Below are 15,580 nucleotides of genomic sequence, written 5' to 3' on the forward strand. Positions count from 1 at the left end.
ACGATGCAAAACACAATTTTGGTAACGGGTGGTGCTGGCTATATCGGTAGCCATACCTGCGTGGAACTACTAAACAACGGTTTCGAGGTCATCGTTGTTGACAACCTCAGCAACAGCAAACTTGAATCGCTGAAACGCATCGAAACCATTGCCGAACGAAAACCCGGTTTCTATCAAGCCGACATTACCAACCAGAGCGCGCTGCGCGAGATTTTTAAAGCGCATAAAATCGATGCGGTGATCCATTTCGCCGGCTTGAAAGCCGTCGGCGAATCCTGCCAGCAACCCTTGAGCTATTACCGCAACAATATCTACGGCACGCAAGTATTGCTGGAGACTATGCAAGAGTTTGCGGTGAAAAGATTGGTGTTCAGCTCGTCAGCGACCGTATACGGCGATCCGCACAGCGTACCGATTCTGGAAAGCTTCCCGCTGCAAGCTACCAATCCTTACGGCCGTACCAAACTGTTTATCGAGGAAATCCTGCGCGATGTCGGCAATGCCGATACGTTAAACAACAACAGCCAGCCCTGGCAATTCGCAATACTGCGTTACTTCAACCCCATCGGCGCGCACAGCAGCGGTTTGATCGGCGAAGACCCGAACGGCATCCCCAATAATCTGATGCCGTTTTTATCGCAAGTCGCCATCGGTAAGTTGCCGGTCCTGTCGGTGTTCGGCAATGACTACCCCACTAAAGACGGCACCGGCGTGCGCGATTACATCCATGTGGTCGATCTGGCGCAAGGCCATATCAAAGCCTTGCAATATCTGCTTGGAAAAACGGCCGATACCGCTATTTGTGATGCGATTAATTTAGGAACCGGCAACGGCTACAGCGTATTGGATATGGTGAACACCTTTATCGACGTAACCGGTCAGGCGGTACCCTACAAAATCGCGCCACGTCGAGCCGGCGATGTTGCGGCCTGCTACGCCGATCCGAGTTTGGCGGAAGCAAAAATTGGCTGGAAAGCCGAGCGGGATTTAAAACAAATGATGACCGATACCTGGCGCTGGCAGAAAAGCAACCCCAACGGTTATAACTAAACCGACTCGACAAGCAACACCAAGCCGCCATTCTCAATACGATTTCTGCCTTTGCGTTTGGCTTCGTATAAGGCAGCATCGGCGGTTTGCACCAATTGCAGCGCAATCTCGGTAACCGGTTTTTTTTGTGCCCGACTGGGTTGGTAAGTCGCCACACCGATCGAAATAGTCACCGGGATGCCTTGATCGCCATACTCCACCTGTAAATTGGCAATACTCAAGCGAATGCGCTCGGCAATTTCCGAGGCCGTACTTTCGTCGCTTTGCGACAGCAAGGCCACGAATTCCTCGCCGCCGTAACGCGCCAGCACATCGTTATTGCGCAGCAACTTTTTGATGATACCGGCGACGACAGCCAGTACATGATCACCGGCCTGATGTCCAAAACCGTCGTTGATACGTTTGAAAAAATCGATATCCAGAAATAGACAGGACAATGGCTCCCGATTGCGTTGACTGCGATCCAGCTCCTCCTCTATACGCTGCTCCAAGAAACGGCGATTGTTCACACCGGTCAAGGGATCGACCAAGCTGGTACGCCGCATGGTCTCTACGTTTAAATTGTTTTCCAGACAAATGCTGATCACCGAGGCGATATGCTCGACAAAATCGGTGGCCATGCCTTGCATGAAGCGCTCGTTATGGTAACTACCCAGGTTCAAAGACCCCAAATACCGATCCCGACGAATCAGCGGCGCAATCACCACAGACGCTGGTTTTTGTTGATTCGATTCGGAGAAAAACTTCTCGCAAATCGTGGTTTGATAGCTGCCCAGAAACGGCTGATCGGACAAACCAAAACTATGCCGCAATTGCCATTCGCTACTCGCTAAAAACAGCCCTTCCCTGTCCCGAAAATTATAATTATCCACGTCCAGGTAACTGGCGATCTCGTTTTTAGGGTCAATCAAACACAAGCTGATCACGTCCAAATCGAACAGCGTCTTGGCTTCACCCAGAATGAACTCTATCATTTCCGCCAACGAACTAAGCCCCAGCAAACGCATTTCAAAGCTTTGCAATCGCTTTAAGGTCAGGCTGTTGTGTTGGACGCGGTTGAGCATACCGTCCAAATGACTTTCCAACACCCGCAGATCTGTTGTTATATCCTGTTCCAAGCTCAGCCCCACCCGCTTAATCGAGGTGATAAGACTAGCAGTTTTCGCAGAAAAAGTGTGTAGATATAAGCACTTCCAACTCTCTTGTCCTGGCCACTCTGATTGTGAATAAATCAGGCATTTCACGCATAAAAACGGCATATGCCACACCCTGCCGCAAGGTGATATGTCATTTTATCTTTCAAAATCAACACTATTTAATTTTGGTTCGGATTTTGCTCAAGATCGATTCTAACTGATTCCAAGTACGTCACATGCGTCTTCGCTATGAACAGCCTCGCCTTCAACATCGACGATTTATTTCTCAGCCATCGCGATTCGCTGATTCACACTATTTTCGGCATCGTCGGCTGCCCGCAAACCGCCGAAGATCTGGCGCATGAAGCTTACATAAAAATGCTGCACGCCCTAGAAAACCAAGACATAAGCTACCCACGGCCATTTCTGTACCAAATCGCAAAAAACCTGGCACTGGATCATCTACGCAAAGAGCGTGTTCGTCAACGCGCCGACGACTCAAAAACGGCCGATACGGACGAAGATATATCGCTGCTGGACAATTTGCCGGACGGTACTCCGACGCCCGAGCAGCAAGCGTCCGACCAACAAGAACTGGCATTGATGCTGGCGGCGTTTGAGCAATTACCCGAACGGCGCAGGCAAATTCTGGTGTTGCACAAATTTCACCATTGGAATTACGAGCGGATCGCCGCCTATTACGGCATATCGCGTAGCGCGGTAGAGAAGAATGTACAGGCAGCTCTAACTCATTTATTAGCCAGCCGGCAAGACTACCCATTACCTTAGGCAATACTGATTTTCCTTAACAAAGCTTCAATACTGATAAAATTCGCCCAATTGCCTAACCCCTCAACCGCCATGACTTTACGTTTTGATCAGGAAATTCCAGCACTTGGTAATGTCCAAGATCAAGCAATCGCCTGGTTTGCCCACTTAAAAGACAATAAAACCGGCGCGGCCGATCAAGCGGAGTTTGCCTGCTGGTTAGCTGCCGACCCTACACATCAAACCGCTTACGACAAAGTTGTACAACTCTGGCAATCACCGGCATTTAACGCGGCCCTAAGCCAATACGCCAGTATCCCACTTCGGCCGCCCGCACAGCATAAATCGACAATTAGGCGCTGGGCTACAGCCGCCTGCATTACCTTAATTTGCGGCTGGTTCCTAGCTTCAACTGACTGGTTGCAACGCTGGCAAGCAGACATTATCACCGCCACCGGCGAACAGCGCCGCGTAACACTGGCGGACGGTTCCGCGCTGGTTCTTAATACCGACAGCGCCGTAAAACTGGATTATGCCGGCCCACAACGCGGCGTAACTTTATTAAGCGGCGAAGCGTATTTTGAGGTACAAGCTGACAAAGACCGGCCGTTTATTGTGACGACAGAACACGGAACAGTGCGTGTGGTCGGCACCCGCTTCAGCGTCAAAACCGGCAAAACGACCCAGGTGAATGTCGAAAGTGGTTTAGTGATTTGTAGCGCCGAACAAGGGCAAAACCGGCAATTAAGCGTTGGCCAACATACCGAAATTAAGCCCCAAAGCGTTGAGGAAATCAGCAACATAGATACCGGTAAAGCCTTTGCCTGGCTAAAAGGCCGCTTGATCTTTCAAGATCAAACCTTGGCAGACGTGATAACCGAACTGGATCGCTACCATCCCGGCGCCATCGCCATCGCCGACGCTAAACTGGCACAAACCCGTATCACCGGCAATTACAAACTGGAAGATACGGCAGCACTGATTCGAACTCTGGCGGACATTGCGGGAGCCAAAACCGTCAATATCTCGCCTTATCTGACGGTGTTGAAACGCTAAGCCCAAGCCTCGCAGCGGTTGCCGCCCAGAGTGCACATCGGCACAAACCTTACCTCAATTCCCAACTTATTAGGCAACGCTACGTTTGCCAATAAAAATATCGCTTACCTTACTGTGTATTCCATTTTCTGAAACGTCTCGGTAGCCATGTGCTTTTTTGCGCTGACTATTCATTTCACAGATCAGGAGTATTCATGTATTGGCTACAACCCATCCAACCCGGCGCATTACGCAAACTCGCCATCGCTATCGCTTTGGCTTTGCCTGCTGTTAGGCCACTGCCGGCATATGCCGCCGAGACCGGCCAAACCGATAATCCCAGCGCCACGCAAACCTTCAACATCCCGGCCCAGGCCTTGACCAATGCGCTTAACGCCTTTATTGCCGTGAGTGACTGGCAAGTCGGTTTTCCGGCGGAAATTGCCCAAAATACACGTTCCAGTGCCGTCATTGGTCATTTCACGCCGCAACAAGCCTTACAGAAATTATTACAAGGCACGGGCTTGAGTTACCACTTGACCAGAACTAATAGCGTGACTTTACAAACAGCACCCGACTCACGCGCAACGGACACCGATACATTGTCAGCCGTAACGGTGACTGGAAATAGACAATACGATCCTAATGATCCCTACAACAAGGACTACTCGGTACCCAATACCACATTCGCCACCAAGACAAACACTCCCATCATGGAAACACCGCTTAATGTCCAGGTGATTCCGAAGGCGGTATTGGACGATCGCCAAGCCATAAAACTCGATCAAGCGGTGAAATACGTCAGCGGCGTGACGACCGGCCAAGGCGCTGGCGGCTTGGGCGACCAAGTCACTATTCGCGGATTTTTCAATTTCAACTATTTCCGCAACGGTTTCCGGATCGATACCTTTGGTGGCGCGGATGGCACGCGAGCCATGGCCAATGTGCAAAGCATCGAAGTTCTAAAGGGGCCGGCTGCGATGCTGTACGGGCGTGTCGAACCAGGCGGTATGGTTAATGTCGTTACGAAAAAGCCATTGGATACCGCCTATTACGCGCTGCAACAACAATTTGGCTCTTACGATTTATATCGTACCAGCTTCGATGCGACCGGGCCATTGACTGAAAATCGCGATCTGTTGTACCGAATGAACATCTCCTATGAAAACAGCGGATCGTTTCGCGAGCTGGTGGACTACGAAAAAGTATTCGTCGCCCCCGTTCTGCAATGGAACATCAGCCCGCAAACGACGGCTTTGCTGGAAATGGAATACCGTCACGAAAATAACGATTACGACTTACATTCCAGGCCCTTAATCATTGACGGCACTAGAGCCGACGGCAGCTGGATAAACCCACGTTTGGTGGATATTCCGCGCGAACGGAATTTGATGGAGGCCAACCCTAATCCGGTCGAAAACAAATTCGTCGGCTTTAATTTGAAACACCAATTTAACGACAACTGGGAGATCAGCGAACAACTAGGCATCAATTTGTTGGATAGAAGCAGAACCGCACTATTGCCCACCACATTGCAAGCAGATCAGCGCACACTGAATAGACGTTTAGTCACCAGCGATTTTTACAGCAACGAAAGTTATTTTACGACCACTAATTTGACCGGCCACTTCAACACCTGGGGGCTAAAACATACGCTACTGATTGGTGGCGACTATTATCTTCAAGACGAAAACACCGTCGGCTACAGCAGTACCGTTGCCAGCACTATCGATATCTACAATCCCATCCATACCGGCAATCCGCCTATCAATTTAACGACGCGAGCCGCCAATTCGTTTCACACCGTTACCGATCTATACGGCATCTATCTACAGGACCAAATCAAACTGCCTTACAACGTTCATGTCATGGGCGGTTTTCGTTATCAAAATGTCGAGCAATTTAATGTGTTGTCTCAACAGGTTGGGCAAAGGGCCGATGCGGTGACTCCTCAGGTGGGCGTGCTGTGGCAAGCGGAAGAATGGCTGAGCCTTTACGGCAATTATGTCGAGAATTTCGGCACAACCAATGGCATGGGACAAGGCAATACTTTTTTACCGCCACAGACCGCGCAGCAGTGGGAAGTGGGATTTAAAACCGCATTTTTCGACGATAGATTGACCAGCACTATCGCTTACTACGACCTAACCAAACAAAACATTCCCACCACCGATTTAACCAATTTGAATTTTAGCGTAGCCACCGGCGAGGCCCGCAGCCGGGGCGTCGAGGTCGATATAAAAGGGGAAATTCTGCCCGGATGGAATGCTATCGCTACCTATGCCTACACCAACACCGAAGTGTTAAAGGAAAACAATCCGAATAATATTCCCGTCGGCAGCAGATTGAGGGGCGTGCCGGATCATACCGCTACATTTTGGACCACATACGACTTTCAGCAGGAAGAGTTGCGCGGTTTAAAAATCGGTGCAGGCCTTGAGCTGGCCAGCGACAGGAAGGCGACCTTCGATTTCCACGATTTCAACTTCGATGGCTATGGCGTCGTGGATCTGCTGGCTAGCTATACCCGCAAAGTGGCAAAAACCAACGTTACTTTACAGCTGAATGTCACCAATTTACTGAATAAAGAATATGTCCACGACGGTTTTGCGTTAGTGTCCGGCACGCGCGCGACCTGGGGTACGCCGCGCTCGTTTTTGGGATCGGTAAAGGTCGAGTTTTAACCAGTTGAATCTAAACGGGCGGGATGACTTCCCGCTCTATCCTAGAAACCCGCCGTGTATTCACTACCAAAGCAGTATCAATAAATAGCCATGAAACAAGCCCTCGAGAATTTGTCCTGTCGTACAAAGTTAGTCTCCTCACCAAGCTCGGCTCGACGTTTAACGAATCTTAAAGACCGCCGCAAACGATGGTTGGCCGTGCATCTTTATTTAGGTTTAAGCGCCGGATTGCTTTTGGCCGTGGTCGGCCTGACCGGCGGACTATTGGTGTTTTATCAGGAAATGCAGGAAATATTGAATCCGGAGTTGTCCGTCGTTTCCCTACCTGCCGAAGAACAACGACATTTACGTTCTTTAGATGACATCGTCGCCGCAGCGGAAAACGCCAAACCGCCAGGTAGTCGTTTTTTTAAGGTGTATTACCCGCGTAAAGCCGAAGTTGCCTATAAATTTTTATATTTTGTCAGGGACGAAAGCCAAACGAACAATGGCGACGGCTACTATATCTTCGTCGATCCCTATACGACTCAAGTCAAGGGCTTGCAGCTATGGCATCCCAAAGATCGATATTGGGGCCGGCCTTTGGTCAGTTTCATTATGCAATTGCATTGGTGTTTGCTGCTGGGTAAAACCGGCGGCATTATCGTCTCGATCCTCGGCGCATTTTCCATTTTATCGGTATTGACCGGCTTAATCGTCTGGTGGCCGTTGACCGGTAAATTTAGGCAAGCCCTGACTTTCAAGCGCCATGCGGGATCAGTCAGGTTCAACTTCGATCTGCATAAAATAGTCGGTTTCTATTCCGGCATCGTGTTAATACCGGTATTGTTTTCCGGTATCTACATGACGATGCCGGACCGTATAGACGTGTTGCTCAAGCCGTTCTCGGCTATCACCCGCCCGAATGCGTACAACGGCATTCCGGAAACGATTGACAGCGGCGCCCCCGCTAAAGCCGGACAACAGACGATTAGCTTAGCGCAGGTGGAATCAATGGTGCAGCAAAGCTACCCTGCCGGCCGACTATGGATGCTGAATGCACCGAAGGACAGGCTGGATGTGTTTAGGGTAATGAAACGTGACGTCACGGAATTGAGCCAATTTGTCGGCTATCGGGATTTTGCCGTCGACCAGTACAGCGGCGAGATTCTGAAAGTCTACGACTCCGGCACCGGCTCGAACACCGATGTTTTCTACGATTGGCAATGGCCCTTGCACAGCGGCCACGCTTTCGGCTGGCCGGGACGGATTTTGGTATTGCTGGCGGGTTTGGCTTGCCCGGTGTTGTATATTACTGGCGTGATTCGTTGGCTGCAAAAACGGCGGGCGAAACAGCCTCTAAAGTCACACCGCCAAAACCAAAGCCAACCGGCGCAGGCCGCGGAATCCGTTTATTAACCCGGCCCCTAAATCCTGTTCGCGCTCAGCCCGAACGGAATACCCGTGATAAATAGGACCCGCGTTAATAAGCCATTCAGGAAACCATTTCCCCGTCTGCCGGTCCATTTTAAGTGCGAGTTAAGCCTTTAAGGGTTTAATCGCCACGCAGTCGGAGCCCGGCTTCTATTGGCAATACCCTGTAGAATCAACACGCCGCCCGACTCAACGTATTTATGAACAGCATCCAGGACGAAAAATAATGACTAAAAGATTACTTGCTATCGCCATCGGTACCAGCTTGTTGACAGCCTGTACCACTAACCCCTATACCGGCCAGTCCAGCATGAGCAATCTAGGCAAGGGCGCCGGCGTCGGCGCGGCAGTGGGAGCAGGCGCCGGTACTTTATTCGGCGGAAACGACTGGAAAAACGCCGGTCTGGGCGCATTAGCCGGTGCTGCGGTGGGTGCCGGTGTCGGTTACTACATGGATAAACAACAGGAAGAGATGCAGCAATCGCTGCAAGGCACCGGGATTGAAGTGCAACGCACCGCGCAAAACCAGCTGACCTTGAACATGCCCAGCACCAGTGATGTGACGTTTGCTTTCGCCAAGGCCGACTTGACACCGGAAGCCCAGAATGCGCTGGACCCCATCGCCAGAGTGTTGACCAATTACCCTGAGTCGACGATTTCCGTAACCGGCCACACCGATGATGTCGGCTCGGATGCCGACAATCAACGTTTATCCGAAGCACGAGCTTCCAGCGTGGCCAACTTTTTGGCGCAACGTGGTGTGAACCGGATGCGTATCTCCCAGCAGGGTATGGGCGAAAGCTCACCGAAGGTCTCGAACAGCAGCGATGCCAATCGGGCGATTAACCGTCGGGTGGAACTGGCGATCAACGCCAATCAGAACGCCGGCGCCGCACAACAACCGCAGCAAGGCTACCCGCAACAGCAACAGACCCAGCCGACTCAACAACAAGGCGGTTATCCGCAACAGAATTACCCGCAGCAAAACCAACCGTATCAGCAGGGTTACCCGCAACAACAAAGTTACCCTCAGCCGAATCAGCAATACCAGGGTTACCCTCAGCAACAGGGGTATCCACAGCAAACTTATCCGCAACAGGGTTACCCGCAACAGAACTAGCAATACCCGCAGTATCAACAGCCTTATTATCAACAACAATAAGACTTCAGATACAAGCTAGCCGTAATAAAAAACCCGCTTCTTTCCGGGAAAGAAGCGGGTTTCATTTTAGCCCCCCGGAAATTCGGTTCGCGTTTAGCCGCTACATGTTATTGATATCAAGCGTCGCCGGCCCTAACATCAAACTCGATTTTCCAGCGTTGTTGATCACGTTTGGAAATGGCTTTTAACTCCAAAGTACCCACCTCGGTGACCGCCGCCGATAAATGCACCGGAACGATGTCGCCGGCATGGCGCCCCTCTTCCGGTAACGTGATTTCTATTTCATCCAGTTCTTCCAGTTCGTCGTCTTGCCAATACTCCAAACGCACACCTACCGCATCGTCACGGCGGGTTTTTGAACCGAAAAAGCGGAAGCGTACTGGTTCACCAATGATCAAACCGAATTCGTCGTTAGGCAATTCCTGTTCACTACCCTCTTCCATGCCAAACGGTGCGATGCACAAGGCTTCGATTTCCGCAGGCAATCCGGGCACTGCCGGCATGGCGCTCTCAATACCGACATAATAAGCCGCCGCCGTGCCGCCTTTAATTCTTACGCCCTTGCCTTTGCGGACAAACCCATAATATGCCGCGCCCCGTGCCACTGCCAAATCCAGATCGGCGCCTTGCAATAATCGGGCTGGGTCGGCTTGCTCGGTTTGCAGCCAGCTATTCAATATTTGCATCAAACGCTCAGCCATTACGCCGGCTTTTAACACCCCGCCGTTGAACAATACCGCTGTTGGATGCAAGAAGCTGGCATGTTCCGGCAAGACATGATCGGACAACTCGCCGGTCGCTTCTTTTTGCCGTGACAAGAATGCCGCCAAGTGACGAGTGATGCCGGCATCCTGCGCGTATGGCAACCCGGCGGTGCGTAAACCGCTGCGTGACCTGACGACAGGTCTTTCGTTAACGGAAATCCACGGTAAAAAGCCCTCAACCAGCACTCGATTCAATTCGTCGCGAGTCAGTTCAGTGCGCAAGGTACCGCCAATCAAAGATGAGCCGCGGCTAGCTACTACAAGAGGCATACTGCCCAAATCGGCTTGGTTGAATAGTTTTTCCTTGGCTTCCCGGCAAGCATGCGTTAAAGCTTGCACTTGCCAGCTTTCCAATCGTTTACCGGTTTCTTGTTCCAATTTGGCTTTGACGGTATAGGCCAAGGCCAAATCCATGTTATCCCCGCCCAGCAAGATATGGTCGCCAACCGCAACCCGATTCAATTGCAAATTGCCGTCCTGCTCGGTAACCGCAATCAGCGACAAGTCCGTGGTGCCGCCGCCGATGTCTGCCACCAAAATCACATCGCCGATTTTGACGTGGTTACGCCAATCGCCTTCGCTATTTTCGATCCAGCTGTACAAGGCCGCTTGCGGCTCTTCCAGCAACACTGCCTGCCCCAAACCCACCGCGCGCGCCGCCTCGACAGTCAATTCGCGAGCGGCCGGGTCGAACGAGGCCGGCACGGTGATCGTTACGTCCTGATCTTGCATATGGTGCTCTGGAAAACGATGATTCCAGGCATCGCGCAGATGTTGTAGATACGCTTTGGTTGCCGCAAACGGGGAAATGCGTTCCACATCTTCCGGCGCTTCGGCTGGCAAAATCGCTTGTTTACAATCGACGCCGGCATGGCACAACCAACTCTTAGCGCTGGATACCAATCGAATAGGAGTTTTGCTGCCCAGATTGCGGGCAATTTCGCCAACCAGATATTCCGGTTTAGCGGTCCACGGCAACGCGGTTGCGCCGTCGGCAATCTCGGCGGAATGCGCCAAATAGGTAAACGACGGCAGTTGCGCTTTGTCTTCGATAACGCCAGGGCTAGTCAGCTGCGGAATCGCCAGCACATCCAAGACTACTTGGTCGTCCCCGGCTTCCAGATCGACATAAGACAAGACGCAATGCGTGGTACCTAAATCGATACCGACCGAATAACGTGCAGTCATAACTCCACCTCGGCCGGCGCGACGATCTTGGCGTTATGGCCTTCGGTTAATTTTGGCAAGCGCAGATCGGTGACTTGCCAACCTTTATGCACCAAGGTACCGGTAAACGGCGCTTCGCCGACGATGTTGCCGGTCAAACGGAATGACGCTGCATCGAAGCCTTTGTTAAGGGTGACGCGATTGCCTTCGGGATCGTTGCTGACCGGCGCCAGCGTGAAATGCTCGCTGACCGCTTTGCTGCAACCTTGATGCACCACGCGTGCTGCCGCGCCGATTTCGGCATCGGAAAAGGCACTGACGTCTTCTTTGATGAAGTCGATAAAGCGGGCTTCTTTTTGCAGCAAACTCAATAATTGCAGCGCTGCATCCGGGGTAGCCTCCTTCAAAACCACCGGTTCAGGCGCCGGCGCCTGGACGATTTTTTCCACTTCGACAATCTTTTCGACGATTTTAACTTCCGGTTGCGGTGCGGGGGCGGGCGCAATTACTGCCGGTGCTGGGGATTTACAGCGGCGCATGCCCAGCAGAACCGAGACTAAAACCACAATCAGGAGCAAAGCCAGCAGCGCGGCCGTACCGGCCAAACACACGTGCCACAAATCGAAGGTGGTCGGGCGCAAGGATAAATCGATGGTGTAGGTATTCATGAATAACGAGTGATGGTTGTTAATTGAAACAATGGCTGTCGTCGAATCTTCAAGCCTGCCGCAACAGATAAAACTAAATTTTTACGTCCATGTCGTTGCGGACAGCTAAGATTCAGTTGCCCGGCATGCCGGCTTTCTTCGCGGCTTCCGCATACATCAATTCCTGAAGCAAATTGCGCGTTACCTGGATACGCATTTTCTTCAAATGCCGGTCAGCAACCACGCCCGGCACTTCGGCGTCGGTATAAACTTTGCGAATTTCGGCCAAGGTCGGCTCGCAAGATTTAATAATCACATCGGTGGCATTACGGCTTTCCATCTTGGCAAACTCGGGTTTTTGCATATTATCCACTACACATTTCTTATACGTGTATTGCGCTTGCTGAATTTTCTGGATCGTTTCGTCTTTTAGAGTGGTTTCGTTCCATTCTTCCTTGGCTTCTTCGGCACAGGCCAAACCTGCGACCATCATCAATGCAACTACTAAACGGTATGTCATGATTTGCTCTCCAATGGGGGCGTAGTAATGGCTGGCGATTTTACGCGATGCCGGCTGAAATGAACAATCAGTCGGAAGCGGCAGGCGGTCAGAGCAGGCTAGGCCTAGTCTGCGAGTTCACTGAGGCAAGTAGCTGACTCACCCAGGCTCCGAGCAAACTCACGTTTTAATGCCAGAGTACTAAGATACCAGGCAGCAAGTTAAAAGCGACGAGAAGAGGGCAGAAACCCGCTAATTGAAGGTTTCTAGAACATTGACGACAGCCCGAGCTGTGGAGATTTCGAAAGGCTTGAGCTCATTTTCGACATATCCTCTGCCAGGGAAACACTAAAGTGATGGGCGGAGCTTGGTCTGTAAGGGGGAAGCGACGTCGATTTTGCAGACCAATAATGCAAAAACGCATTGCCACCCTATCTATTTTATAGGGTTTGCATGACGACAAAAATTCGGTCATATCTGGGCTGGCGCGGGTTTCACGCAAATGACCGTATATTTTTACTGCGAAAAAATCAACCGAAATGGTGCGTTAAAACTCAGTGATCGCAAACATGCCGAGACGAACCGGCTTGATTTTGGCCTTGAGTAGCATCAGGCAATAAAGGCATGGCTTCCGTTATTCCCTCACCGCACTGTTTCATTTGCTGCATGGCCTTGTTGGCCGACGCATCTTTACCAAATTCCATCGCTCTCGCCATCGCTTCATCGCGTTTTCCCGCCTCGCATAAGCTCTTCACCTCGGCACTCATTTGTTTGGCCTGCGCTTGAAAGGCCTGCATGTCCGCCTTATCAATGTTCTTCACGCAGTCTTGCATGGCTTTCATTTTCTGCATTACTTGCTGCATTTGCGCTTTATCCATATTTTTAAACGCATCGTTTTCAGCCGCAGCGGCGATTGGGACCAGTAACAGCATCGTTATCAATAAATTTCGCATGATTTTCCTAAAAATAATGTACGTACCTTGGAACTGTAGAAGTGTTCTACGTGGATAGCAAGCACTGACGATAACCCCGACGAAATTCCAGGGCTAGAGTGTTGTCGTGACAAGAATGCAGACTTTGTCGGATCCACGACATCGCTTGGCAAGTTGGCTTGGAGCAATAATCCCAATCAATTCATGATCTTCGCACGCATTCGGCCATTTTCTCAATTGGCCTCATTCTTGAATGCCTGATAGCTTTCGCCATCAGCAGCCCAACAATGGAACACATTTTTCCACTGCCCCGCCCGACGCCTACGCAGGCCAAACCAAACAATCCAGTGCCACACGCAGGCCATCGCTACAGCATAGACACACAAAAACTGGCTGATAACCGACTCGGCGATGTGGAGCATGATCTGCAAAACGGCTTGCTCGGCGATTACCTGTTAAGCATCGAACGGGCTGAGGTAATGCCCGTGGAGACTAAACAAACACCAACACAGGCATTCGTTTGGAACAACGATTTATTGAGCCCACCGCTCATAAGTTGCTTAGCCCTTACCAGCGCTGACCCGCAGTTGCCCAATCAGAATCGTTTGACCTTGCTTGACATCGGCATGCCCGCGCCGACAGTAAGCTTGGCGGACGATATGCCAACCCTAAGCATTGCGCCTCATTTTGAACTGGAATGGGACACCGCCGGTTTTTGCAGCCAACTGGGTGTGTTGCAGTTGGTGGAGTCCAGCCGAACAGCACACTTTGCCGACGGCGAAACGATGACGTTAGTGGATACCGAGACTGAAGAAGGCGGCCCGGTTTTGTATCTGTCCGGCAAAGCAAGGCCTTTGCCGGTCACGCCGCTTGGTCCGTTTCAACAGCAAGGCCAGCAGCAAAAACTGCTGTTCAGCCAAGCCGTGGCACAAGCTATTCCGTCTGAAATTGCCGGCAATGCCGTCGCATCGATTAGCGTTTTGGAAAAGTATACGGTGTATTTCATGCAAAACGCCGGACCGGACCGACCGGATCTTTATATTTGGGTACCGGTGCATTTACCTATCGTTTGGGGTTGGAGTATTCGGGTGCAGCAACGCTATGACGGCGTGTGGGATATTTTCCGCAAGAAATTGATCATGCCCAGCGCCTCAACCGAAGCGCCGAGACTACCCTTATGGCAGAGCAACTCCTTACTGTGCCAAACGACGCAGACGGCATGATGCCCATGCTGGACGTGGCGATCATTGGCGCCGGCCTGTCCGGCTTGTCCTTGGCTGAAAAACTGCTTCGGAAAAAATCCAACATCGGCGTGTTTGAAGCGCGCGAACGCTGCGGCGGCAGAATTTTATCCGCATCCGCTCCTGCCCAGGTTTTTACCGCAGACCTGGGCCCGACTTGGCTGTGGCCAATGGATCAACCGCTCATTACGGCATTAGCAGAACGCTTGGGATTAACGCTATTTCCGCAGTGGGACCGCGGTCAAAGCTTATATCAAGTACAAGCGAACGCCATACCAGCCAGCTATATCGACACCCAGACGCACGCGGATGCCAGACGGATTGCCGGCGGTTGCCAACAATTGATCGACGGCCTATTGCAACACATACCCGAACGCGTTCTGCACCTTGGGCATCGGTTGCTAGGGCTGAGCGATCAAGGTAGTCATGTCGATTTAACATTCGCAACCGATAACTCGGTGAATACCATCCAGGCTCGCCAAGTCGTGCTGGCCGCGCCCCCGCGATTGCTGGCTAACAGTATTACCTTCCAACCGGCATTAGCGCTCGGTTTGCTGTCTCTGATGCAAGACACGCCTACCTGGATGGCCGGACATGCCAAAGCGGTGCTGGTTTACGAACAGGCGTTCTGGCGCCTACAAGGCTATTCCGGCAACGCCATTTCTCCTTATCCCAGTGCGGTGTTGGCCGAAGTCTATGACGCCTGCTCACACGATACGGGAACCTCGGCCCTGTTCGGCTTCTTTGGTTTGCCAGCCCAGATTCGCGAACAGTATCAAGACAGCCTGTCGGCGTTGATCGTTCGGCAAATGGTCGGCCTATTCGGTCCTGCCGCCGCCAATCCGTTAAGTGTGGTGATTCAGGACTGGAGCCGGGAACCATTTACCTCGGTTCCTGCAGATCGCATACCGGTGTTCGAACATCCCGTCTACGGCCACCGCGCTCTGCAATTGGATCATTGGCAGGACAAACTGTATTTCTGCGGGACGGAAACAGCCGGCAGATCCGGCGGCTATTTGGAAGGCGCGTTGGACGCCAGCGATCGGGTTTTTAGCGCATTAACACTCTAACTAAAGGACTTT

Annotated in this window: 13 protein-coding genes; 8 read left to right on the plus strand and 5 right to left on the minus strand. The window is 51.6% G+C overall.

Annotated elements, in window-relative coordinates; genetic code table 11:
* Positions 1 to 3: 3 nt before the first annotated feature.
* The gene (galE, locus tag G006_RS0104820) at positions 4 to 1,050 is read left to right on the plus strand and encodes a UDP-glucose 4-epimerase GalE (RefSeq protein WP_020482033.1); all 1,047 of its coding nucleotides are present in this window, start codon (positions 4 to 6) and stop codon (positions 1,048 to 1,050) included.
* Here galE and G006_RS0104825 read toward each other — a convergent pair.
* Positions 1,047 to 2,168 (minus strand): sensor domain-containing diguanylate cyclase, encoded by a 1,122-nt coding sequence (locus tag G006_RS0104825; RefSeq protein ID WP_033194056.1) that lies wholly within the window; start codon positions 2,166 to 2,168, stop codon positions 1,047 to 1,049. The two genes, galE and G006_RS0104825, sit on opposite strands and share 4 nt — an antisense overlap.
* A gap of 267 nt (positions 2,169 to 2,435) precedes the next feature.
* Here G006_RS0104825 and G006_RS0104830 point away from each other — a divergent pair, with 267 nt between their 5' ends.
* The 5 genes from G006_RS0104830 (at position 2,436) to G006_RS0104850 (ending at position 9,206) form a co-directional block, all read left to right on the plus strand.
* Positions 2,436 to 2,975, plus strand: a complete 540-nt coding sequence (locus G006_RS0104830; RefSeq protein ID WP_020482035.1) for an RNA polymerase sigma factor — start codon at positions 2,436 to 2,438, stop codon at positions 2,973 to 2,975.
* Positions 2,976 to 3,047: 72 nt separating this feature from the next.
* Positions 3,048 to 4,010 (plus strand): FecR family protein, encoded by a 963-nt coding sequence (locus tag G006_RS0104835; protein ID WP_020482036.1) that lies wholly within the window; start codon positions 3,048 to 3,050, stop codon positions 4,008 to 4,010.
* Positions 4,011 to 4,204: 194 nt separating this feature from the next.
* Positions 4,205 to 6,673: a TonB-dependent siderophore receptor gene (locus G006_RS0104840; RefSeq protein ID WP_020482037.1), complete on the plus strand. Its 2,469-nt coding sequence runs from the start codon at positions 4,205 to 4,207 to the stop codon at positions 6,671 to 6,673.
* Between the two features lie 198 nt (positions 6,674 to 6,871).
* Positions 6,872 to 8,071, plus strand: coding sequence for a PepSY-associated TM helix domain-containing protein (locus G006_RS24985; protein WP_235048825.1), 1,200 nt, complete (start codon positions 6,872 to 6,874; stop codon positions 8,069 to 8,071).
* Positions 8,072 to 8,312: 241 nt separating this feature from the next.
* The gene (locus G006_RS0104850; protein ID WP_020482039.1) at positions 8,313 to 9,206 is read left to right on the plus strand and encodes an OmpA family protein; all 894 of its coding nucleotides are present in this window, start codon (positions 8,313 to 8,315) and stop codon (positions 9,204 to 9,206) included.
* 158 nt (positions 9,207 to 9,364) lie between these two features.
* On the opposite strand, the gene G006_RS0104855 is transcribed toward G006_RS0104850, so the two are convergent.
* The 4 genes from G006_RS0104855 to G006_RS0104870 form a co-directional block, all read right to left on the minus strand.
* On the minus strand, positions 9,365 to 11,200 hold the full coding sequence (locus tag G006_RS0104855) for an Hsp70 family protein (protein ID WP_020482040.1): 1,836 nt from the start codon (positions 11,198 to 11,200) through the stop codon (positions 9,365 to 9,367).
* Complete coding sequence (locus tag G006_RS0104860; protein WP_020482041.1) at positions 11,197 to 11,847, minus strand: DUF2760 domain-containing protein; 651 nt, start codon at positions 11,845 to 11,847, stop codon at positions 11,197 to 11,199. The genes G006_RS0104855 and G006_RS0104860 overlap by 4 nt, the downstream gene beginning before the upstream one ends.
* A 112-nt stretch (positions 11,848 to 11,959) precedes the next feature.
* Positions 11,960 to 12,346: a hypothetical protein gene (locus tag G006_RS0104865; RefSeq protein ID WP_033193900.1), complete on the minus strand. Its 387-nt coding sequence runs from the start codon at positions 12,344 to 12,346 to the stop codon at positions 11,960 to 11,962.
* Between the two features lie 533 nt (positions 12,347 to 12,879).
* Entirely contained in the window at positions 12,880 to 13,278 is a 399-nt protein-coding gene (locus G006_RS0104870; RefSeq protein WP_020482043.1) for a hypothetical protein, read from the minus strand.
* Positions 13,279 to 13,544: 266 nt separating this feature from the next.
* Here G006_RS0104870 and G006_RS0104875 point away from each other — a divergent pair, with 266 nt between their 5' ends.
* Both G006_RS0104875 and G006_RS0104880 read left to right on the plus strand, forming a co-directional pair.
* A complete protein-coding gene (locus G006_RS0104875; RefSeq protein ID WP_020482044.1) occupies positions 13,545 to 14,480 on the plus strand; it encodes a hypothetical protein in 936 nt (311 codons plus the stop codon).
* A complete protein-coding gene (locus tag G006_RS0104880; protein WP_235048826.1) occupies positions 14,435 to 15,568 on the plus strand; it encodes a flavin monoamine oxidase family protein in 1,134 nt (377 codons plus the stop codon). Before G006_RS0104875 ends, G006_RS0104880 begins: the two co-directional genes overlap by 46 nt.
* Positions 15,569 to 15,580: the final 12 nt, after the last annotated feature.

It is taken from the genome of Methylomonas sp. MK1 (assembly GCF_000365425.1).
Classification (GTDB): Bacteria; Pseudomonadota; Gammaproteobacteria; order Methylococcales; family Methylomonadaceae; genus Methylomonas.